At 71.4% G+C, this 22802-nt stretch carries 16 protein-coding genes; 11 read left to right on the top strand and 5 right to left on the bottom strand.

Annotated features, from left to right (window positions below):
* Positions 1 to 2: 2 nt before the first annotated feature.
* A complete protein-coding gene (locus ACYQ1K_RS22725; protein WP_459985613.1) occupies positions 3 to 2105 on the bottom strand; it encodes a caspase, EACC1-associated type in 2103 nt (700 codons plus the stop codon).
* 130 nt (positions 2106 to 2235) lie between these two features.
* On the opposite strand from ACYQ1K_RS22725, the gene ACYQ1K_RS22720 reads away from it, so the two are divergent.
* Positions 2236 to 2649, top strand: a complete 414-nt coding sequence (locus ACYQ1K_RS22720; RefSeq protein WP_459985612.1) for a nuclear transport factor 2 family protein — start codon at positions 2236 to 2238, stop codon at positions 2647 to 2649.
* 119 nt (positions 2650 to 2768) lie between these two features.
* Positions 2769 to 3272: a hypothetical protein gene (locus tag ACYQ1K_RS22715; protein ID WP_459985611.1), complete on the top strand. Its 504-nt coding sequence runs from the start codon at positions 2769 to 2771 to the stop codon at positions 3270 to 3272.
* 79 nt (positions 3273 to 3351) lie between these two features.
* Here the strand turns inward: ACYQ1K_RS22715 and bfr are convergent, their stop codons facing one another.
* Both bfr and ACYQ1K_RS22705 read right to left on the bottom strand, forming a co-directional pair.
* A complete protein-coding gene (gene bfr, locus ACYQ1K_RS22710; protein ID WP_459985610.1) occupies positions 3352 to 3846 on the bottom strand; it encodes a bacterioferritin in 495 nt (164 codons plus the stop codon).
* The gene (locus ACYQ1K_RS22705) at positions 3830 to 4033 is read right to left on the bottom strand and encodes a (2Fe-2S)-binding protein (protein WP_459985609.1); all 204 of its coding nucleotides are present in this window, start codon (positions 4031 to 4033) and stop codon (positions 3830 to 3832) included. Before ACYQ1K_RS22705 ends, bfr begins: the two co-directional genes overlap by 17 nt.
* Positions 4034 to 4191: 158 nt before the next feature.
* Between ACYQ1K_RS22705 and ACYQ1K_RS22700 the strand changes: the two genes are divergently transcribed.
* On the top strand, positions 4192 to 6498 hold the full coding sequence (locus tag ACYQ1K_RS22700; protein ID WP_459985608.1) for an ATP-binding protein: 2307 nt from the start codon (positions 4192 to 4194) through the stop codon (positions 6496 to 6498).
* 26 nt (positions 6499 to 6524) lie between these two features.
* On the opposite strand, the gene ACYQ1K_RS22695 is transcribed toward ACYQ1K_RS22700, so the two are convergent.
* Positions 6525 to 8903: an ABC transporter permease gene (locus tag ACYQ1K_RS22695; protein ID WP_459985607.1), complete on the bottom strand. Its 2379-nt coding sequence runs from the start codon at positions 8901 to 8903 to the stop codon at positions 6525 to 6527.
* A complete protein-coding gene (locus ACYQ1K_RS22690; RefSeq protein WP_459985606.1) occupies positions 8900 to 9631 on the bottom strand; it encodes an ABC transporter ATP-binding protein in 732 nt (243 codons plus the stop codon). The genes ACYQ1K_RS22695 and ACYQ1K_RS22690 overlap by 4 nt, the downstream gene beginning before the upstream one ends.
* A gap of 230 nt (positions 9632 to 9861) precedes the next feature.
* On the opposite strand from ACYQ1K_RS22690, the gene ACYQ1K_RS22685 reads away from it, so the two are divergent.
* The 8 genes from ACYQ1K_RS22685 (at position 9862) to ACYQ1K_RS22650 (ending at position 22794) form a co-directional block, all read left to right on the top strand.
* Positions 9862 to 10854 (top strand): DUF2157 domain-containing protein, encoded by a 993-nt coding sequence (locus ACYQ1K_RS22685; RefSeq protein WP_459985605.1) that lies wholly within the window; start codon positions 9862 to 9864, stop codon positions 10852 to 10854.
* Positions 10855 to 10950: 96 nt separating this feature from the next.
* On the top strand, positions 10951 to 12531 hold the full coding sequence (locus ACYQ1K_RS22680; RefSeq protein WP_459985603.1) for an MFS transporter: 1581 nt from the start codon (positions 10951 to 10953) through the stop codon (positions 12529 to 12531).
* A gap of 287 nt (positions 12532 to 12818) precedes the next feature.
* Positions 12819 to 15305 (top strand): winged helix-turn-helix domain-containing protein, encoded by a 2487-nt coding sequence (locus ACYQ1K_RS22675; protein ID WP_459985602.1) that lies wholly within the window; start codon positions 12819 to 12821, stop codon positions 15303 to 15305.
* Positions 15306 to 15417: 112 nt separating this feature from the next.
* Complete coding sequence (locus ACYQ1K_RS22670; RefSeq protein WP_459985601.1) at positions 15418 to 16866, top strand: cytochrome ubiquinol oxidase subunit I; 1449 nt, start codon at positions 15418 to 15420, stop codon at positions 16864 to 16866.
* Entirely contained in the window at positions 16863 to 17897 is a 1035-nt protein-coding gene (locus ACYQ1K_RS22665; RefSeq protein ID WP_459985599.1) for a cytochrome d ubiquinol oxidase subunit II, read from the top strand. The genes ACYQ1K_RS22670 and ACYQ1K_RS22665 overlap by 4 nt, the downstream gene beginning before the upstream one ends.
* A 106-nt stretch (positions 17898 to 18003) precedes the next feature.
* On the top strand, positions 18004 to 19857 hold the full coding sequence (locus tag ACYQ1K_RS22660) for a glycoside hydrolase family 15 protein (protein WP_459985598.1): 1854 nt from the start codon (positions 18004 to 18006) through the stop codon (positions 19855 to 19857).
* The gene (locus tag ACYQ1K_RS22655) at positions 19854 to 21215 is read left to right on the top strand and encodes an NAD(P)/FAD-dependent oxidoreductase (protein WP_459985597.1); all 1362 of its coding nucleotides are present in this window, start codon (positions 19854 to 19856) and stop codon (positions 21213 to 21215) included. The genes ACYQ1K_RS22660 and ACYQ1K_RS22655 overlap by 4 nt, the downstream gene beginning before the upstream one ends.
* 25 nt (positions 21216 to 21240) lie before the next feature.
* Positions 21241 to 22794 (top strand): GMC family oxidoreductase, encoded by a 1554-nt coding sequence (locus ACYQ1K_RS22650; protein WP_459985596.1) that lies wholly within the window; start codon positions 21241 to 21243, stop codon positions 22792 to 22794.
* Positions 22795 to 22802: the final 8 nt, after the last annotated feature.

Below are 22802 nucleotides of genomic sequence, written 5' to 3'. Positions count from 1 at the left end.
CCTCAGCGTGAGCCCCAGGCGGGCGCTCCGATCGTGACGCCTTCCCGGTGCAGCAGGGCGCTCGGCTCCCCGTCCTTGTCCTTGACGACCAGCGTGGATGTCCCGTCGCGTGTCGACTCGACCCAGACGACGCTCGTGCCGTCCGGGCTCCAGGTCGGGAAGCTCGCCTTGTGGCCGGGCGCCACCTCGGTCGGCGCATCGCCAGGCGCGCGCTTGGTGAGGATCGCCGTGGCGGTGGAGCCGTGGGGCGCTCTGAGGAAGAGGAGGCCGCCCTGCGGTGACCAGTCGGGCCGGCTGTCGTCGCCGCTCTGGCCGCTCGTCCACTGCTCGACCTCGGACCCCGAGATGTCGAACGACACGAGGACGCCTGGGCTGTCGGTATCGGCGCCCTTGACCACGACGAACTCGTGCTCGTTGATCCAGGTCGGGTCCGCCAGGGTGGTGTCGTCGCTGACGAGCCTCAGGTCGTGGCCCGTGCCGTCGGTCAGGTAGAGACCGATCGCCTGCGGCGTGCCGTCCCAGCAGACGAAGGCGAGCCGGTCGCCGTTCGGGCTCCAGGCCGGGGGACCGGCATACGGGCAGGTGACACGGTCCTCCCGGCTGAGCAGCGGACGTCCGACATGGTCGTCAGCGGCGCTGCCGGCGAGATAGGGGATCCCGCCGATCCGCTTGCCGTCCACGTAGTCCTGGAGCAGGTAGAGGTAGGACCTCCGGTCGGGCGAGATCACCGGACGCCGCGCGTCCACGCCTCGTCGCAGGACGGTCATCGTCCCCGTCTCGCTGTCGTAGGCGACCAGGCGCTGATGGGGCTGATCCGTGTGGTCCCCCAGGCTGAACAGCATCTCGCTGTCCGCGAACCCGCGGGTCGCGGCGGTAGCCGCGTCGGGGGTGGTGGGTGCCTGGTCGTCCGGCCAGAGGAGGACGGCGAGCGTGCCGGCGAGCACCGCGGCCGCTCCCACGCCTGCGACCCATCCCCACGGGCGGAACGAGATCGCGCGCCGCTGGCGGCGCTTCTCGCGATCTCGTTCGATCGGAGGCGGCATCGGGTCGGGGGACTTCGGCGGCCCTGGCGGCAACTCCTCGGGCGGTCCCTCAGGCAACTCCGCCGGTGCCGACTCCGGCGAGCGCTTCGGAGCGGGTGCGCCTTCGAGTGCCCTGCGTGCCGCGGCCTTGACCCGGTCGTCGGCATCGACGCTCAGGCGCTCGAGGGCACGCAGCGCGGCGAGAGCCTTGCCCTGGTGGTCGCTCTGCAACAGCTCGGCGAGCGGTTGGACGACGCCCATCCGCTCCCAGTAGGACTGGCTGTCGAGCGAGGTGCGGATGTCGGCGGGGAGCTCGGCGGGCACCAGGACCGGCGTCGCCCGCTCGGCGATGAGGATGTCGCCGGTGCGGTCGTACGCCGTCATCTGCGGAGTCTGGTTGCGGTTCGCGTGGGTGACCTGGTCGTGGACGTAGTCGTAGAGCTCGTCGAGGGAGACGTGCCCGTCGTTGTTGAGGTCGGCGGCTCCGGTGCGCAGACCCTCGACGACCGCATTGGTGAAGACGGAGGGGCCCGCCCCCGCCTCGGCGCGCACGGCGTCGCCCTCGAAGGAGTACTGGAGCGCCGAGGACGCCGCGATGACCACGCGCCCGCGCCCGCCGAGCCGGTCCGGGATGTCGACGCTCTTGTCCGCCCGCGTCGACACGCCACGCGTGAAGGCGCCGGCGTAGCAGCAGTCCAGGAACAGGACGATCTGGCCCGCCCGGGACCGCTCCATCGCCTGACGCACGAAGCTCGACGCCACGCCGGTCGCGTCCAGCAGGTCCACCCGGGTGTCGCGTGCGGCGAAGTAGAGCTCGCCACCCTCGTCTTTGAGGCCGTGGCAGGAGAAGTGCAGGAGGAGCAGGTCGGCCGGCCGCCGGTCGCGGAAGAAGCTCGAGATGGCGACGCGCACGTCCTTCGCGCTGTCGTTGGCGAGGGTGGCGACCTCGAAGTGGCCGATCTCCCGGTCCTCGAGGACCGCCGCCAGCGCGACGGCGTCATGGTCCGGAGCGCGCAGCTGGGTCAGCGTCGGATCGTCGTACTCGTCGATCGCGACGATGAGCGCGCTGCGAACGCCGTCCATCCCGCCTCCGGGACCTGCCGGGACCCACACCTTCCTCCTCAAGGAGGAAGGCGCCCGGCCTGCTGATACGAGTCTATTTCCGGTTGCCTCGGACCCGCCAGGGACGGCGACAGCGACTATCGTCGGCGACATGGCGACCACGCTGGAGCGTCTCCGCGATGCCATGAACGCACATGACCCGCAGGGCATGGCGTCCCTCATGGCAGTGGACTACCGCAGTGCGCAGCCGATCCACCCCAACCGTGGGTTCGGGGGAAGCTCCCAGGTGTTCGAGAACTGGTCGGCCGTCTTCGAGGGCGTGCCGGACTTCAACGCGGAGCTGGTCGCCTCGACGGTGGACGGCGACGTCGAGTGGGGCGAGTGGGACTGGCGGGGCCACCACCTCGACGGCTCGACGTTCGCCATGCGCGGCGTGACGGTCTTCGTCGTGCGCGACGGGCTCGTGAGCGAAGGGCGCTTGTACATGGAGCCGGTGGAGGAGGGCGGCGGCGACATCGCCGACGCGGTGCAGCAGCTCTACAAGCCGCCGCGGTCGTCCGACTGAACCAGACACCCCCTGACCTTCCCCAAGCCGGGCCTTGCGGCCCTCCGCGGCCGAGCGCACGATGAAGGGCGCGGCGCGCCGGGGGACCGCGACCGCAGAATCGACTGAGGAGGGAGAACATGGAAACTGCACGTCTGCGCCTACCCAGGCAATCGGTCATCGCCCTCACGCTGGCGCTGGTCGCCCTGATGTTCGTGGTCCCGTCCGCCGCCGCCGGCGGCCGACACGGGGGCGGCCACACCCGTGTCGAACGGTTCCTGCTGATCAGCACCAACCCGGACACGACCAACGACCAGCCGGTCCTCGGCTTCGGACCCATCCACGCCAAGGGCACCGACCATGTGGTCAGCGACACCCAGGACGTCTTCGTTTTCCCGGCCGGGACCCTGTCGGTGACCCACAAGCCGAAGAAGACGCATGAGTCCTCCGACCCGGTGACGTGCCTGTTCACCTTCAGCGAGCGGGGGACCTACCGGATCACCGGCGGAACGGGCGCGTACGCGGGCGCGTGGGGACACGGCAACTACCGAGTCCAAGGCACCAGCATCGGCTGCGACCAGAACGCCGCTCCCGAGGTGTTCACCCTGACCATCAACGCGAAGGGACCGCTGCACCTCCACTAGAGCGTCAGAGGGTCGAGCCCGGGTGGGCTGGTCGCCGGACCGCTCGCCCGGGCCGTCAGTCGGGCCTTCGGCTGGGCCGTCAGTCGCCGGGACCTGTGCCGGCGCTCACCTGCTGCGCGAGGTACTGCTGGAGACCGACGCGCTCGATGGCATCGAGCTGGCTCTCGAACCAGTCGGCGTGCCGCTCCTCGTCACGCACCATCTCCTCGAAGACGGACGCCGAGCCGTGGTCCTTGAGCGCATGGCACTCCTCGGCGGAGGCGTTGAACTGGGCGACGGCGGCGCGCTCGCTCTCGAGCGCGAGGCGGAGCATCTCCTCGGCGGTCTCGCCGACCTTGATCGCGTTGAGCTTCTGCAGGTTGGGGTGGCCGTCGAACATGAGGATCCGGTTGATCAGGTCGTCGGCGTCGCGCATCTCGTCGATGGACAGGTCGTAGAACACCTTGCCGAGCTTGCCGAGTCCCCAGTTCTCCAGCATGCGCGCATGGAGGAAGTAGGTGTTCGTGACCGTGAGCTCGAAGGTCAGGGCGTCGTTGAGGAGCTCGACGACACGGGGGTCAGCTGGCCGCACCATTCACCTCCAGGAGGGCATCGGATGCCTCCTGATGCTGGCACACCAGCGCCTTGACCGTGAAGATGCACGAGCCGCAGTCCTGGGACGCGCCGGTCCGCCTGCAGACGCTGGCAAGACTCCGGGCGCCGTCGGTGACCGCCTGGGCGATGTCGCGGTCGCTGACGACCCGACAGTGGCAGACGATCATGGTGACCCCTCAAGACGATGCGAGGTGGAAAGGGTAGCCTTACCTACTAGCGGCTGTCCAGGGAGATCGTCCGCGACTCCTTCGCGGGGCCCACGGCTGCGCTGGCGGCGTCCGCGGACCTGGCTGCGCCTCGGCGCCTGCGTCATTAGGCTGGGCAGGTGGCGTCCAGGCACGTCAGCAACCTGCCGACGGACCTGACCTCGTTCGTCGGGCGGGGCCAGGAGCTGCGTGACGTGCGACAGCTGATCAGCCGGTCACGGCTGGTCAGCGTGATCGGGCCGGGCGGGGTCGGGAAGTCGCGGCTGGCGATGCGGGTGGCCGCGCAGATGGAGCGGAGCTTCCGCGACGGCTGCTGGCTCGTCGAGCTGGCCTCGGCCACCGACCCGTCCATGCTCGCCGAGCTCGTGGCCGGTTCCCTTCGGATCCCGGAGCGCTCGGACCGTGATGCGGTCGAGGCATTGGCGGGCTACTTCGGTGACCGCGAGTTCCTGCTGGTGCTCGACAACTGCGAGCAGCTGCGGGCCGCCTGCGCGTCGCTGCTCGCGGCGATCCTGCCGCAGGCACCGGGTCTGCGTGTGCTGGTCACCAGCCAGGAGGTGCTGGCGCTGCCGGGCGAAGCGGTCTACCGACTCCAGCCCCTTGTCGTTCCCGACCACGGCGAGAGCCTCGACATGGCCGAGGTCTCGCCGCCCGTGGCGCTCTTCGCCGATCGCGCGGCGAACGCGTTGAACGGCTTCGAGCTGACCGAGGAGAACGTCGACGCCGTGGTCGAGCTGTGTCGCCGCTTGGATGGGATGCCCTTGGCGATCGAGCTGGCCGCCGGCCATGCGCGGGTGATGTTGCCGGCGCAGATCCTCGAGCGGATGGGTGACCGCTTCGGTCTCCTGGCGAGCCGGAGCAGCGCTGTGCCCGCTCGTCAGCAGTCGTTGCGGGCGGCACTGGACTGGAGCTATGAGCATTGCAGCCCCGAGGAGCAGGCACTGTGGTGCCGACTGTCGGTGTTCCGCGGCTCCTTCGACCTGCCGGCCGCCGAGGCGGTGTGTCGGGTCGCCGCGTCGGCGGAGGTGGCGGACGTCGTCGGCGAGCTGGTCGACAGGTCGGTGCTCATCTCCGAGCCACACCCCTCGGGCATGCGGTACCGGCTACTCGAGACGCTGCGTGAGTACGGCTGGCAGAAGCTGCACGAGTCCTTCGATCGTGAGGCCGACCCTCCTCGCGACCAGCTCCGGGCGCGGCACCTGGACTGGTACGTCGCGCTGGCCGGCGAGTTCGCCCGATCGTGGTTCGGTCCCCGTCAACGTGCGTGGCTCGATCGTCTGCACGCCGAGCTGCCCAACATCCGTGCCGCACTGACGTTCGCCGCCGAGCATCCGTCGAGTGCCGAGCGAGGGCTCCTGCTCGCGGGCGACTTGTGCTTCTACTTCAGGGTCAGCGACATGCGCGAGGGCGAGCACTGGCTGAGGCGTCTTCTGCAGATCAACGCCGAGCCGTCCGTCGGGCGCACGCACGCTCTTGTCGCACTGGCGTGGCTGCTCAGCACGCGCGGTGATCCCGAGGCGGACCGGGTCGCCGATGAGGGGCTGAGGATGGCCGAGGCCTTCGACCCGACTCTGGCGCCGCGCGCCATCGGGATCCTCGCCTCCTCGACGGCCGGGCAGGACCTCGCGAGCACGATGCCCGTCTTCGAGGCTGCGCTTGCCGAGGCCGAGCGGAGCGGGACGGCCTTCGACCGCGCCTTGGCACTGCACAGCCTGGCCTGGAACCTCGGTCTTGCTGGCCGGATGGAGGAGGCGGAGCGGTACTTCGGCCCGAGCCGCGCGGTGTGCGAGGAGGCCGGCGAGCTCTCGTTGCGGGGCGCGTTGCAGCTCAGGCACGGCCTCGTCGGATGGATGCACGGCGACCTCGAGCTCATGGCCGAGGCAGCGACCGACGCGTTGCGGGCGGCACGCGTCGTCAACGACCTGGTGACCTGTGCCAACGCGGTCTGCCTCCTCGGTGTCGCCGCGGTCGGCAGCGACGACCGTCTGGCGGCAAGCCTGTTCGGGGCCGCGGAGCGCGTCTCGGAGGACGCCAACGGGTCGATCGTGAGCACCCCGCCGTGGCTGGCGCTTCTCGAGGACGCCAAGGCGCGGTGCCGGGCCGGCGCTGGGCCGGCCGCTTACGACGAGCACTACCGGCGCGGTCGCCAGCACCCCCTCGAGGACGCCATCGGCGCGGCGCTCGGGGAGCGCCCCGCCAGCCCCAGCGGCCCTCTGGCGCGACGCGACTTCGGGCTCACGCGCCGCGAGCTGGAGGTCGTGGAGCTGGTCTCGGAGGGATTGACCAACAAGGAGATCGCCCAGCGGCTGGTGATCTCGTCCCGCACCGCCGACACCCATGTGCAGAACGTCTTGACGAAGACCGGCTTCAACACGCGCAGCCAGGTCGCGGCCTGGCGAGCCGCGCAGGTGCAGGCTCTGGCCTGAGCTCATCGGAGCGACGGCGTGCCCACTCAGGCGTAGCGCAGTGCGTCGCCGGGACGGAAGCGCACCGCCCGGCGTACTGGCAGGACGAGCACGAGCAGCGCCAGCACCGTGGTGCCCACCAGCGCCACGACGATGTTGCCGGGTGGGAAGACCACTGGCAGGCGCACGTCGACGATCTCCCACACCAGCCGCACGATCAGCCGCGTGAGCAGGTAGCCGACGGGGATGCCGACGAGCCAGCCGGCGAGCGCGAGCACCACGCCCTCGGTGGTGAAGATCCGGCGGATGTCGCGCGCTCTCGCGCCGATGCTCCGCAGGATCCCGATCTCGCGGGTCCGCTCGAGCACGCTCGTGGTGATCGCGTTGGCCAGTCCGACCATGCTCATCGCCACGATCACGAAGCCGAGCACGGCGATCGTCCTCGTGAGCGTGCTGTTCGCGGCGACCTCGTCCCGCTCGGCGACGTACCGGATCTCGCTGGTGACCTCGTAGCCCTGGGCGGCGAGGCGGTCCTCGAGGAGCGAGGTGGTGCGGTCCACGGCGCGCGGTCGGCCCGACACGGTCTTGATCCAGTAGGCGCTGGCCGCCGTGGGCCGGCCGAGCAGCGCACGCGCGGTGCTGAGCGGCAGGTAGAGCGCCGTCCCGCTCTCCTGCTGGTTGGTCGCGATGCCGATGATGCGGAAGAGGGCTCGTCCGGCCGCCGTGTCGAGGGCGACGGTGTCACCGACGGCGACACCGGCGTTCTGGGCGATGTTGCGCTCGATGACGGCGACGTGCGCGCCACGTCCGTACTCCTCGGTGTCGAACCAGCGGCCGTCGGAGAGGCGGTAGCCGAACAGCGGGTCCTGCTCCACGCCCCACACGAATGCCTCGTGCCCGCGCAGCTCGACGGCGCTCTTGAGGACCGGCTCCGCCTCGGCGACGCCGGGCGTCGCGAGGATGGTCCGGCGTGCCCGCTCGTCGAACGGGGCGCGGCCGCTGGTGGCGATCTGCACGTCCTCCAAGTGGGAGCCCCAGGACGCCCGCGTGCTGTCGGTGGCTGCCTGGGCGAGGGCCAGGACGGAGAGCAGATTGCCGACGGCGACCGCGACGATGACCACAGTGGCGATGCTGCGCCTCTTGCGGCGCCCGACGTTGCGCAGGCCGATCTGGAGGGTCCGGGGCAGAGCCGACGTATGTCGCAACGCGCGGTCGACCGCGCCCGTGCCGCCCGTGGCGGACCCGGTCGCCTCGAGCGCCTCGCGCAGCCCCACGTGGAGCGCCCGCCTGATCGCGGGGAGGGCGGCCAACGGCGGTGCGATGAGCCCGACGAGGATGCTCGCCACCGCGACTCGCGCATCGACGCCGAATCCGACGTGCACGGCCCAGTAGGTCGAGCCGAAGTACTGCGAGAGCAGGCTCGAGAGCACGATGCCGAGGATCGTCCCCGTCACCGCGCCGGCGGCCCCGAGCAGCAGGGTGGTGCGCGCGTAGACGAGGGCGACCTGCCGGCGCCGGGCGCCGAGCGCGCGCATGACGCCGATCTCGCGGGTCTGCTCGGCGACCAGCGTGCTCAGCGTGTTCGACACCAGGACCACCGCGGAGATGAGCGCGAGCACGGTGATGACGCCGAGGAGCTGGGAGAACTGCTCGGTGTCGGCCCTGCCGGGCCAGTCGCCGGGGGCACGGATCGCGGGGAGGTCGGTGAAGCCGTCGAAGCCGGGCAGCGTCTCGAGCCGGCGGCGGACCTGCTCGACGGTCGCGCGAGCCGCGGCGGGATCGGTGTCCTCGAGGCGGAGTGCGAGCTCGCCGTACCCGCGTTCCCCGCTCAGCTGCGCCGCCGTCGCCGCCGGCGCGTAGAGCACGATCACCTTGTCGTCCTGGACCTGCTCACCACCCGGCAGGGACCGTCCCCGGCCGCTGATGGCGAACCTCGCCCGCCCGCCGGCGGCTCGCAGCAGCGTCAGGTGGTCGCCGGCAGCACCGTCGTACACGCCCGTGTTCTCGTCCTGGACGTCCGCGAGGAACTGGCCCGGTCCAGGAGGGGAGCCGGACTCCACCCGCACGACGTCGACGCCCTGACGGGCGAAGTCACGGATGCCGATCACCCGCGCGGGCGCACGCCGTTCGCCGACCAGCATCCGCGTGTCGACCCTCGACCGCGCCTCGACGGCCGCGACGTTGGGAAGCGCCGCCAGCCCGTCCAGCTCGGTGTCGGTCAGCTCGATCGGACGCACGCTCAAGGTGACGTCAGCCAGCCGGCCGGCGCGGACCTCCTCCTGCATCGCCCGGTCGATCAAGGTGGGCACCGCGAAGAAGGAGATGCTGGCGACCGCGATCGCGAGACTCAGCACGGTGAAGAAGGTCCGGGCCGGCCGACGGGACAGGTCGGCGACGGAGAGCCGGTGCTCCGCGGACAGCATCATGAGCCCCGATCGCCGACGACGCGACCGTCGCGGATCTCGACCATCCGGTGCGCGCGGGCCGCAAGCTCGCGGTCGTGCGTCACGAAGAGCACCGTCTTGCCCTCGTCGTTGAGCCGCGTCAGGAGCTGGAACATCTCACCGGCAGTGACGCTGTCGAGGTTGCCGGTCGGCTCGTCGCCCACGATCAGCGCAGGATCGGCGGCGAGCGAACGCGCGATCGCCACCCGCTGCTGCTCACCGCCCGACAGCTCCGCCGGCAGGTGCTCGGCCTTGTCGCCGAGACCGACGACCTCGAGGTTGCGCCGCGCCCGCTCGAACCGCTCATGCTTCGACCCGCGGCGCAGGAAGTCCAAAGGGAGCGCTGCGTTCTCGAGGGCGGAGAGCGTCGGCAGCAGCTGGAAGAACTGGAAGATGATCCCGACGTTCGCTCCTCGCCAGACCGCGAGCTCCTCCTCGCTCAGGTCGTCGATGCGCGATCCCTCGAAGCCGACCGTGCCGGCGGTCGGGCGGTCGATGCCGGTGACAAGGTTCAGGACCGTCGACTTCCCGCTTCCCGACGGGCCCACCACGGCGACCATCTCGCCGCGGGCGATGGAGAGGTCGACCCCGCGCAGGGCGCGGTACTCGAGCTTGCCCGTTTGGTAGGTCTTCTCGACACCGACGAACTCGATCAGCGGCGAGCGCGTCGTGCCCGCCGCCGGCTTCCGGATGGTCTCTGCCTCGCTCATCACCGCTCCCGTCCCGTGCAGGATCGACGACCGGTGCGGGTCCACGACAGGGCCGTTGGACCCGATCCGGCCGGGTTCCTGCGCAGCGTGACGAGACTGACGCGGCAAGGACGAAGGTCCTTCCGCGGTGGACCGGCCAGCACTGGCACCGGCACCGCGTGCCGTACGAGGATCGGGAGGCAGGACTCGGCCTCGTCCTGCGTTCGTGACCGGAGGTTGCCATGAGAAGCGTGACCGCTCACCGTCCGCGTCCAGCACGCCGGCTCTCGGAGGCCGTGCAGGAGTGGGTCGACGTCGGACTCATCTCGAGTGAGCAGGCGCGCAGGATCCGGCAGCACGAGGCCGCCTCCGAGCGGAGTCCGCTCACGTTGTCGCCGGCGCGGCCACCGCAGGCCGGTCCGTCACTGGTGGTCGAGGCGCTCGGCTATCTCGGCGGAGTCGTCATGCTGGTCGGAGCCTCCATCCTCGTCAGCGCGTACTGGTCCGACCTCTCGGTCGCCTTGCGGGTGGTCCTGGTCGGGGCGACGGCCGCCACGCTGATCGGCGTCGGCTTCGCGGTGCCCGAGCGGCTGGGTGAGGCCGCGGGGCGCCTGCGCTCGGTCCTGTGGGCGGCCGGCGTGGCCGCGACCGGAGCCTTGCTAGCCGTCGTGTGTGCGGAGGTCCTCGACCTGTACGACGAGCATCAGCTGTGGATCGTGGGCAGCGGCACGACGGCGGTCGCCGCCGTGCTGTGGTCGTTGCGCCGTACCGCGCTGCAGCAGCTGGCCCTGTTCGTGCCGCTGATGCTGGCGGCGGTCGGGGCCGGCTTGGAGGTCACGTCGACGGACTCCGCGTGGGGCGGCGCCGCGATGTGGGGTGTCGCGGTGCTCTGGACGACGGCCGCCTGGCTCGGCCGGCTCGAGCCGCGGGTGAGCGGTGTCGCGCTCGGCGCGCTCGGAGCCGTGGCGGGCTCGCTGATCATGGGTGACGACGTGGGGATCGGGCTGGGACTGGCCACCGGCGTCGCGACGGTCGCGCTCGCCCTGGCGGAGCGCAACCTCGTCTGGCTCGGCGTGGGCGCGGTCGCGCTGCTCCTGACGACGCCGCGCGCCGCCAACACATGGTTCCCCGGCCGGCTGTCCGCTGCCCTGACGTTCATCGTCACCGGGGGCCTTCTGGTCGGCGCGGCCGCCTGGGTCGCCCGGCGCCGGACTCCCGAAGAAGCTCCCGACCGGGCTCCCTGAGGGCTCGTCGTCGGGTGAGTCGAACGGCGCGGACGCGCCGCGGCTCATCCGAAGAGGGCGATGCACGAGCCGGCGCTCGGCGCGACAGTGAGCGGCGTGGAGACCATCGACGACGCACGCCCCGCGCGTTCCGGCGCGGTCCTGACCGCGCTGATCCTGGTTGCGGCGGTCGCCAACCTGAACCTCGCGGTGGCGAACGTCGCACTGCCCGACATCGGCAAGGCGTTCGACTCGACCCAGACGACGCTCGACCTGATCGCCGTGGGCTACTCGCTCGGCCTGGCCGCCTCGGTCATCTACCTGGGCGGCCTCGGCGACCGGTACGGCCGCAAGCTCATGCTGGTGCTCGGCGTCTGCCTGTCGATCCCGGCCTGCCTGATGGCGGCGTACGCCCCGACCGACATCGTGCTCGTCGCGGCGCGGATCCTGGGCGGCCTCTCGGCCGGCATGGCCTACCCGACGACGCTGGCGCTGATCACGGCGCTGTGGGCCGGAGCGCCGCGCACCCGCGCCATTGCGCTCTGGTCCGGCCTCGGGGGCGCGATCTCGTCGCTGGGACCGCTGCTCTCCGGGCTGCTGCTGGAGCACTTCTGGTGGGGCTCGGTCTTCATCGTGACGCTGCCGTTGGCGGTCGTCGCACTCGTCATGGCGGTGCTGTTCGTGCCCAGCCATGTCAACGAGGCCACCGACCCGGTCGACCATGTCGGCGGCGTGCTGTCGGTGGTCCTGGTCGCCGGACTGGTCCTGGCCATCAACTTCGCGCCCGTCCCGGACAAGACGACCCTGACGCTGACCCTGACCGGCATCGCCGTGATCTCCGCCATCGGGTTCGTCATCCGCCAGCGCCGCTACGCCTTCCCGCTCTACGACCTGCGCGTGGCCGCCCGGCGCGTCTTCTGGGTCGCCGCCGTGGCGGGCATCATCGTCTTCGGCACGCTGATGGGCGCCATGTTCGTCGGGCAGCAGTTCCTGCAGAACGTGCAGGGCTACTCGACGTTCGAGTCCGGGCTGGCCATCATCCCGGCCGCGTTGTTCATGGTCCTGGTGGCCCCACGCTCGGCGAAGCTCGTCGATGCGCTCGGCGCGCGGGTGACCCTCCTCATCGGCTACGCCTGCTGCCTCCTGGGCTTCCTGACCATGCTGCTGCTGTGGAACGAGGGTGTCGGCTACTGGGCGATCGGCCTCGGCTACGCCCTTGTCGGCGCCGGGGTGGGCTTCGCCGGCACGCCTGCGTCGCACTCGCTGACCGGCTCCGTCCCGGTCAGCAAGGCCGGCATGGCGTCCGGCACGGCGGACCTGCAGCGCGACCTCGGCGGCGCGATCATGCAGTCGATCCTGGGTGCGCTCCTCGCGGCCGGCTACGCCACCGCGTTCTCCTCGCAGATCGCGGCCTCGCCGCAGTCGGACCAGGTCAGCCAGGCGACCCAGAACGCCCTGACCAAGTCGTTCTCGTCGGCGGAGTCGCTCGCCCAGCAGTATCCCGACCAGGCGTCCGCCATCACGAGCGCGGCCAAGACGTCGTTCCTCGACGGCGCGGACTGGGCCTACACCGCCGGCATCCTGGCCATCCTCCTCGGCGCAGCGATCGTGTGGTTCCTCTTCCCCCGCAAGAGCGAGGAGGCCCGGCTGCTGGCCGAGTACCACGCAAGCGACACCGAGGCCGCCGGGGTTCGTTGAGAAGTCCCCGGGCCGGGACGTCATGCGGACGGTGCAAGCGGTCACACCGTCCGCATGACGTCCCGGCCGTGTCCGGTGTGGAGATGACCCGCAACCGGCCCCGTATCCCCCTGATCGGGCGATGCCCGCAGACGGGCCCGGGAGAACAGTCGGCACGGGTGAGCCGCCCGAGACGACCGGACGCGTGCTGCCCGGAGCCCCCACCGCTCCGGGAGCGCGGGAGGGAGGGGCCGATGCGGCAGCATGCGTGGGCGGACGGACCAGCCGACGGAGGTCACGAACGACCGATGACCGTGGAGATCCGACGCACACCGCTCCTGGTGCCGGCGGGACGACTCCGGCCGACCCGCGCCTCCTGGCACGTGCCTCGCGAGGAGCTGGTGCGGCGCGTCGCGCGGTCGGTGGACCGGGTCCCCTTGACGCTCATCCGGGCTCCTGCCGGAACAGGGAAGACGATCCTGGCAGCGGACTGGGTCAGCAGCCGGCTCCAGGCCGGAAGGCCCGCCGCGTGGCTGAGCCTCACCGACGCCGACGACGATCCTGCCGTGTTCTGGCCGCGACTGCGGACCGCGCTGATGGTCGCCGGGCTCCTCCCGGAGGTCACGGTTCCCCGGCCGAGAGCTCCCGCGGCGGACGTGGAAGCGCTCGGCACCCGCCTCTCGCAGCGCGGGGGTCCCGTGGTGCTCGTCGTCGACGCGGTCGACCGGCTCCGCTCACGGACGCTCCTCGGCCAGATCGGGACCCTGTTGGAGAGCGGAGGGGACTGGCTTCGCGTCGTCATGACGAGCCGGACGGAGCCGGCCCTTCCGCTGCAGCGGTTCCGGGTGGAGGACAGCCTGACCGAGATCGGCGCCGACGACCTGGCCTTCGGGCGCGACGAGATCGAGCGGGTTCTGCTGGGTCACCACGTGACGCCGGGCGACGGCATCTGTGACGACGTGCTGGTGAGGACCGAGGGGTGGGCCGCGGGTGTCCGGCTCGCCGCGCTCCGGCTGGGGGCGCACGACCCGGCTGAGGAGTCGGCCCACGATCAGGCCCAGCGCCGGCCCGATCGTCAGGCCGCGGACGCACGGGCGGCCCTCGACGGGTTCGCCGAGCTCTACCTCCGGGAGCAGGTCGTCGACCCCCTCGCACCGGCCGAGCGGGACGTGCTCACCGCGGCGGCCGTCGTCGATGAGCTCCCACCCGGTCTGGCGCGGGCCCTCACGGGGCGCGCCGACGCGGACGCGCTGGTCCGCAGCCTGTCGACGGGCAACGGGTTCCTGCTTCCGGTGCATGGCCGCCTCGACACCTTCCGGCTGCATCCGCTCGTGGCCGAGCTGCTGAGGGCCGACCTCGACCGGCAGGCTCCCGCACGGTCGGCACTCCTGCATCGGCGCGCGGCCGAGTGGTTCGACGACCAGGGCCATCTCGCGGCCGCCGTACGCCATGTGACCGCCGCCGGCGACTGGCAGACCGCCGCGGAGCGCGTCGTCGAGGGGCGGGGCCTCGCCGAGCTGATCCTGGGCACGACCACCGGGGTGGCACTTGCGGCCGATCTGTCCGCCGTCCCCGAGAGAGGCACCCCGGAGGCGAGCGTGCTGCGAGCGGCGATCAGGCTTCGGGAGGGCGACCTCGACGGGGCTCGCGCTGCGCTCGACCTGGTCGACGGGCGCCCCGGCGTCGCGGTGTCGGTGATCTGGACGGCATGGTGCGACGCGGCAGGTCGGACCGCGGAGACCCTCGTCGCCGTGCGCGAGGCCAGGTCGAGGCTCGAGGAGGCGGACGCGCCGGACCCCCTGGTCACTGCTGTCGTGGCCACCGCCGAAGGCGCCGCGCAGCTGCGCGCCGGTGATCTGGCCGCCGCGTCCGTTGCGCTCGGTGAGGCGGTGTCGGCCACCGCCGGCACCGACGGGCCACTCCGGGTCCGCTGCCTGTCCGAGCTCGCGCTCGCGGAGGCGTGCGCGGGGCACTTGACCCGGGCCTTGGAGCTGGTGGACGCGGCCGAGCGGGCGGCGACCGAGCAGGGCCTCGCGATGACCTCGCGCCCGGTGGTGCTCGAGCTCGCGCGGATCTGGGTCGCGGTGGAGCGCCAGGATCTGCATCAGGCACAGCGCTCTCTCCACCGGGTCAGTCGGACGCGCATCGGCCGCAACGACGAGGTCTGGCGCAGCGCCACGCTGCTCCTGCGGGCGCGCTATCTGCGCGACCGGGGGGACCTGCCTGGCGCTCGCCGCCAGCTCGGGCAGGCAGGACCTGCGCCGCGATGGCTCCGCGACCATCTGGAGGCCGAGTCACACGGGCTGGAGATGGGCGAGCACGGCCGCAGCGAGCGGCTGGCGGTCGGCGGATACGGTCGCGTCCAGGATCTGCTCGACCACGCCGACCAGCGCTGCCGGCTCGGGGACCTGGCCGCGGCCCGGTCGGACATCGGGCGAGCACTGAAGCTCGGGAGGGTCGAGCGCCTGCGCCGGCCGTTCACGCACGCATCGTCGGAGGTCCGGTCGCTGATCCGCCACGACGCGCGGGTCCACGCGCTGGCGGCGTGGCTGGGTGACGACCAGCTGGGCGCCGATGACGCCGCGGTGCCGCGACCCGTGCTGGAGCCCCTGTCCGAGCGCGAGCTCGAGGTGCTGCGCCATCTCGCGGCGTTCCTGACGACCGAGGAGATCGCCGCCGCGATGTTCATCTCCGTCAACACGGTGCGGACCCACATCAGGCGGGTGCTGGAGAAGCTCTCGGTGTCGCGACGGCACGAGGCGGTACGGCGCGGGCAGGAGCTGGGGCTGGTGTGAGTGCCAGGCGCCCGACGTCGTCCGCTGCGGGTGATGCAGACCCGCTCGAGCCTCGACAGGCTGAGCGACGGGCGGGATCGGCGTTCCGGAGCGGCGAGGGGGGTGACCCGGCATGAGCGGAGCCGTGAGCGACCTGGTGGTGGTCGCCGCTGCGAACCCGGTCGGCTGGGCGCGCTCGCAGATGGCGTTCACCCTGGCGTTCCACATCATCCTGGTGCCGCTGGGCGTCTCGTGGTCCTTCATGACGCTCGTCGCGAACTACCGCGGCGTGCGGCACGGCGACTCCGACGCTCTCCTCCTGGCGCAGCGCTGGTCGAAGTACATGGCGCTCACCTTCGCCGTCGGCGCCGTCACCGGCACCGTGCTCAGCTTCGAGTTCGGGCTGCTGTGGCCGCGGTTCATGGGGCGCTGGGGAGAGGCATTCGGCGTGCCGTTCGCGTTCGAGGGGATCTTCTTCTTCACCGAGGGCGTCTTCGTCGCGATCTACATCTTCGGGTGGCGCCGGCTGCGACCCTGGCTGCACTTCTGGACCGGCGTGCCGATCGCGGTGGCCGGCGTCTTCGGCGCCATCTCGGTGGTGGCGGCCAACGCCTGGATGAACGCTCCGTCGGGGTTCACCCTCGACTCCGCCGGCAACGTGGTGTCGGTCGATCCATGGGGCGTCATCTTCAACAAGGCCATGCCCCTGCAGGCCGCGCACATGGTCGTCGCGGCCTATCTGGTCGGCGGCTTCCTGGTCTCCTCGGTGTACGCCGCGGCGATGCTGCGTGGGCGCACCGACCGCTACCACCGGCTCGGCTTCCTCATCCCGTTCACCGTGGCCGCCATCGCGACACCCGTGCAGATGGGCGTGGGCGACGCGCTGGCCCGCTGGGTCTACCAGGAGCAGCCGGTCAAGTTCGCCGCCATCGAGCTGGTGCCGCAGACGACGTCCGACGTCCCCGAGACCCTGCTCGGCCACCTCAACTCCGACGGCACCGTCTCCGGCGGCGTCCCGATCCCCGGACTGGCCTCGTGGCTCTCGGACCCGAGCACCGGCACGTCGACGGTCGTCAAGGGCCTCGACAGCGTGCCGTCGAACGCGCGGCCGACCATCTCCGAGGTCAATGTCGTGCACCTGTGCTGGGACATCATGGTCGGGCTCGGCACGCTGCTCTTCCTCCTCGCCGTCTGGTATGCCGCCAGCTGGGTCCTCCGGCGGCGGATGCCCGGCACCAGATGGTTCCTGCGTGCCGCCGCGTGCGCCGGCGTTCTCGCGGTCGTCACCCTCGAGGCGGGGTGGGTGGTCACCGAGGTCGGCCGTCAGCCGTGGATCGTCTACAACCTGATGAGGGTCGACGACGGCGCGACCGCGAACACCGGCGTCTGGATCACCTTCGTCGCCGTGCTCGTGCTGTACGCCGCCCTCGGGATCACGACCATCGTGGTGCTGCGCTCGATGAGCCGACGGTTCCGCCGCCGCGGCGGCTTCGTCGACCACGACGTGCCCTACGGCCCGAGCGGCCCGAGGACTGCAGCCGAGACGGCGGACTCCTCCGAGACCGCGGAGCGCGTGCCGTGAGCACGTTCGTCGCCGTCGTGCTTCTCGGCGCCATGGCGGCGTACGCCGTCCTCGGCGGTGCCGACTTCGGTGCGGGGTTCTGGGACCTGACCGCCGGGGGACCGGAGCGGGGCGAGGCGCCGCGCGACCTCATCGAGCGCTCGATCGGCCCGGTCTGGGAGGCGAACCATGTCTGGCTGATCTTCATCTTCGTCGTGACCTGGACGGCCTTCCCTTCCGCCTATGAGGCGATCTGGCTGACGATGTTCGTCCCGCTCACCATCGCCGCCCTCGGGATCGTGCTGCGCGGCGCGGGCTTCGCGTTCCGCAAGTCGGTGGTGACCGTGCGGTTCCGCCGCATCTTCGGCGGAGGGTTCGCGCTCTCCTCGATGCTCGTGCCGTTCTGCCTGGGTGCGGTTGCCGGCGGGATCGCGTCCGGCCAGGTCCCCTCCGGTGGCGAGGCGGGCGACCCCGTGGAGAGCTGGCTCAACCTGACCTCGATCGTGACAGGGCTGCTCGCGATCGCGGCGGCGGCATACCTGTCCGCGGTCTATCTGGTCTGGAACGCACGCCGTGACGACGATCGGTCGATGGCGCAGTACTTCCGGCGTCGCGCGGTGGCCGCGGCCGTGGTCACCGGCGTGCTGTCGGCCGTCGGGTTGGTGGTGTTGCACGCCAAGGCCACGCACGTCTTCGACGGGCTCACCTCCCGGGCGCTCCCCCTCCTGGTGGCCAGTGCGGTCTGCGGAGTGCTGGCGCTGGTCCTGCTCATCCGGAACGCGACGCTCGGCGCCCGGGTCCTGGCCGTGCTGGCCGTGGCGGGGACCATCGTCTCGTGGGGAGTGGCGCAGTGGCCCTACCTGCTCGGTGACTCGCTGAGCGTCGAGGACGCCGCCGCGCCGTCCGGGACCCTGACCGCACTCGTGGTCGCCGTCGTGCTCGCCGCGGTGATCGTCGTGCCCGCGTTCGTGCTGCTCTTCGTGCTAGCGCAACGGCAGCTGCTGCCCGAGGAGGGCGTCCCCGACGTCGGGGACGGCCCACTGCCGGGCTGATCGGGGCTGGCCGAGGCCAATCATCTACGGGGGATGATGCGGCGTCGACGGCGTCCGCGGAGGGTGGAGCAAACCCGCCGGTCACCACCCGCGAAGGAGCCCCGACGTGGCCACGACGTCTCCCTTCCCCCCGATCGCCGACTACGCGTTCCTCTCCAACTGCCACACCGGTGCCCTGGTCGCTCCCGACGGCTCGGTCGACTGGCTCTGCCTCCCGGCGTTCGACGGTCCGAGCGTGTTCGGCAACCTCCTCGACCGTGGCGCCGGCTCGTTCCGGTTCGGGCCGTATGGCGTCAACGTGCCGTCGACGCGCAGCTACCTGCCCGGCACCAACGTGCTCACCACCACCTGGAACACCCGCGGGGGCTGGCTCGTGGTGCACGACGCGCTCACGATGGGGCCGCGGCAGGGTCCGGACGTCGTGACTCCCCACACTCGGCCACCCGCGGACGACGACGCCGACCACCTGCTGGTGCGCACCGTCCAGTGCCTGGAGGGCAGTGCCGAGGTCGAGCTCGTCTGCGAGCCGGCCTTCGACTACGGACGCACCCCCGCCACCTGGACGCAGGTCGACGACCACCGGGCGGACGCGACGGCCGCCGGCCAGACGTTCCGGCTGGCGACGGACATGCTCGTCGGGATCGAGGGCCCGTCGGCGCGGGCGCGGCACGTGCTCACCGCCGGCGAGACGGCCTTCTGCGCGCTGTCGTGGGCCGAGGACCTCGTCACGCCGCCCGACGTCGCGGACGCGATGCGCAGGATCCGGGCGACGGAGCGGTTCTGGCGGTCCTGGCTGGACCGGGCGCGCGTGCCCGACCACCCGATGCGTCCGCATCTGGAGCGCTCCGCCCTGACCATCAAGGGGCTGACCTACATGCCGACTGGGTCGACGGTCGCCGCTCTCACCACGTCGCTGCCCGAGACGCCGGGCGGCGAGCGGAACTGGGACTACCGCTACACCTGGATCCGCGACACGACCTTCACGCTGCAGGCGCTGCACTACATGAACCTGGACTGGGAGGCCAACGAGTTCATGCAGTTCGTCGCCGACCTCGAGCCCAACCGCGACGGGTCGCTGCAGATCATGTACGGCATCGACGGGCGCCGCGACCTCACGGAGACGACCCGGGACGACCTGTCCGGCTACGAGGGAGCCCGGCCGGTGCGCATCGGAAACGGGGCCTTCGACCAGCGGCAGAACGACGTCTTCGGCGCCGTTCTGGACGCCATCCTCCTGCACACCTCCCGCAGCCGGCACCTGCCGCGACGGCTGTGGCCGCTGGTCGAGTCGCAGGCGCAGTGCGCGATCGACGCCTGGCAGAAGCCGGACCAGGGCATCTGGGAGGCGCGGGGCGAGCCGCAGCACTACGTGTCCTCGAAGCTGATGGGCTGGGTCGCGCTCGACCGGGCGGCGAAGCTGGCGGAGATCCGCGACGACGACAAGCTGGCCCAGCTGTGGCGCACCACGGCCGACGACATCCGCGAGGACATCCTCAGCAACGGCGTCAGCGATCGCGGCGTGCTCCGCCAGCACTACGGCACCGACGCGCTCGACGCGTCCACGCTGCTGGCGGCCCTGTTCGGGTTCCTGCCGGCGACCGACGAACGCCTGCGCAACACCGTGGACGCCATCGAGAACGAGCTGACCGAGAACGGCTTCGTCCTGCGCTACCGCACCGACGAGACGGACGACGGGCTCTCCGGCAAGGAGGGGACCTTCTTGATCTGCTCCTTCTGGCTGGTCTCCGCCCTGGCCGTCATCGGGGAGATGGGGCGCGCCAACAACCTCATGGAGCGCCTGCTGCGCATCACCTCGCCGCTCGGCCTCTATGCCGAGGAGTTCGAGGTCGACCGCGCTCGCCACCTCGGCAACTTCCCGCAGGCGTTCTCGCACCTGGCGCTGATCCAGGCGGCCGGCCGGATCATCCTCGCCGACTTCCGTGAGGAGCTGTCGCTGTGACCGAGGCAGTGAGCGGGGCACGCGGCGGGCCGCCGCACGTCGTCGTCCTCGGCGGCGGGCTCGCCGGCGTCGCGTGCGCCCACCGGCTCGGCGACGAGGGCGTCCGCGTGACTCTCGTCGACGGCAACGACTACCACCAGTTCCAGCCACTGCTCTACCAGGTCGCGACCTCGCAGCTGCCCGCGGAGGACATCGCGCGTCCGCATCGCACCATCTTCCGTGACCACCCGAGTGTCGAGGTCCGCAACGTCGAGGCGACGAAGGTGGACCCTGAGGCCCTCAGCGTGACGCTCGCAGACGGCGCCGTCGTCACCGGGACGCACCTGGTCATCGCGGCCGGGGGACGACCGGAGTTCTTCGGCGTGCCCGGGGCGGCGGAGCACGCCTACCCGCTCTACTCGGTCGCCGACGCCGAACGGCTGCGCCTGCACTTCCGTGCGCTGCTGGATGCGGTCGCCGAGAACCGTCAGGATCTGGAGGATGCGCTCGACGTGGTCGTGGTCGGCGGCGGCCCCACAGGGGTGGAGGTAGCCGGCGCGCTGGCCGAGCTGACCCGGGCGCTCGCTACCCTGGGCGAGATCCCGCGACCGGGGCGCATCCTCCTCGTCGATCGCGGTGGGGCGCTCCTCAGCGCCTTCTCGGAGAAGTCCCACGACTACGCGCACCGCCGACTCACTCAGGTGGGCGCCGAGATCCGGCTGCGGACCGGCGTCGCCTCGGTGCACGCCGACCGTGTCGAGCTCGACGACGGGACCCTCGTCCCGACGCGGACCGTCGTGTGGGGCGGTGGCGAGTCGGCCGCGACGATCGCCGCGGCGACGGGCCTGCCCACCGGCCGCGGCGGTCGCCTGGACGTGGGCCCCGACCTGACGATCGCGGGTCATCCTCACCTCTACGCCGTGGGGGACGTCGCCAACATTCCTGCGGACTCGGAGGGTGACGCGCCGGTCCTGCCCCAGCTCGGCTCGGTCGCCCAGCAGTCCGGGCGATGGGCCGCGGACAACATCCTGCGCGAGCTCGACGGTCAGCCGGCCCTTCCCTTCAGGTACAAGGACAAGGGCATCATGGCGATGATCGGCCGCAACGCGGCGGTCGCCGAGGTCGGCAAGCACCGTCACGAGGTGGAGGGGCCGGTCGCGTTCGCCGCCTGGCTCGGCGTCCACGCGATGCTGCTCTCCGGCGCCCACAGCAAGACCGATGCCTTCCTTTCCTGGGCGTGGGACTACTTCGACCGCGACCACGCGGCCGTGGTCGAGAGCTCCACGGCGCCGCGCCGCATCGCCTGGGGGGACGACGAGGCGGACGTCCCGCACATCTCGGTCGAGCGTCGTTCCGCGGCGCCGATCAGCAGCATCTGAGGGCACATTCGGGAGGAGGACTTCCATGTCGGACGACTACGACGTCATCATCGTGGGATCGGGGGCCGGCGGCGGCACGCTCGCGCACCGGCTGGCGCCCTCGGGCAAGCGGGTGCTCGTCCTGGAGCGGGGGGACTGGCTCCCGCGGGAGAAGGAGAACTGGGACGCCACCGCGGTCTTCGTCGACAACCGCTACGTCTCGCCCGACACCTGGCACGACGGCCAGGGAAAGGCCTTCCAGCCGCAGATCCACTACTTCGTCGGCGGGGCGACGAAGTTCTACGGCGCCGCCCTCTACCGACTGCGCGAGCGCGATTTCGGAGAGCTCAAGCACCACGGCGGGATCTCGCCGGCCTGGCCCATCGGGTACGACGTGATGGAGCCGTACTACACCGCAGCCGAGCAGCTCTACCAGGTCCACGGCGCGCGCGGTGAGGACCCGACCGACCCGCCGGCCTCCGGGCCCTACCCCTTCCCGCCGATCTCCCACGAGCCGCGCATCCAACGGCTGTTCGACGACATGGCCGCCGTCGGGCTGCATCCCTTCCACTCGCCGTCCGGCGTGATGCTCGACGAGCGGCGACCCGAGGAGAGCCTGTGCATCCGGTGCGCCACGTGTGACGGGTTCCCCTGCCTGGTGCACGCGAAGGCCGACGCCGACGTGGTCGCCATGCGCCCGGCCCTGCGGCACGACAACGTCACACTGCTTCGGAACGCCCGTGTCCGCCGGCTCGAGACCGACGGCTCCGGCCGGTCCGTCTCGGCCGTGGTGGCCGAGGTGGAGGGGGCGGAGCAGCGGTTCAGCGCGGGTGTCGTCGTCCTGTCGGCCGGTGCGGCGAACTCGGCGGCGATCCTCCTCGCGAGCGCGAACGACCAGCACCCGCGCGGTCTGGCGAACGGCTCGGACCAGGTCGGGCGCAACTACCTCTTCCACAACAGCCGTGCCTTCCTGGCGGTCTCCAAGGAGAAGAACGACACCCGGTTCCAGAAGACGCTCGGCCTCAACGACTACTACTTCGGCGACGCCGACTTCGACTACCCGATGGGCAACCTGCAGATGGTCGGGAAGTCCTCAGCTCCGATGTATCGGGGGGAGAAGCCCCTCGAAGCCGGCTTGGCGCCCATGTTCGCGCTGAGCGACGTCGCTGAGCACGCCGTCGACTTCTGGCTCTCGGTCGAGGACCTTCCCGACCCCGACAACCGGGTGACGCTCAACGGCGGTGGCCAGATCGTCCTGCGCTACAAGCCGAACAACACCGAGCCGCTGGAGCAGCTCTACCGCCGGGTGAAGAGACACCTGAGCCATCTCGGCATGCACCCGCATCATCTGGTCCCGCGCAGCATCTACATGAAGAACGACGTGCCCGTGGCCGGCTGCGCCCACCAGGCCGGGACCGTGCGGTTCGGGCACGACCCGGCCACCTCCGTGCTGGACACCGACTGCAAGGCCCACGAGGTGGACAACCTCTACGTCGTGGACACCAGCTTCTTCCCCAGCATCGGCGCAGTGAACCCGGCCCTCACGGCGATGGCCAACGCGCTCCGGGTCGGGGACCATCTCATCGCGCGACTCGGGTGAGCCCACGG

This window comes from Nocardioides sp. AN3 (assembly GCF_054653495.1).
The sequence above is the reverse complement of the archived record's forward strand: the minus strand, read 5'-3'. Positions and strand labels throughout refer to the sequence as shown.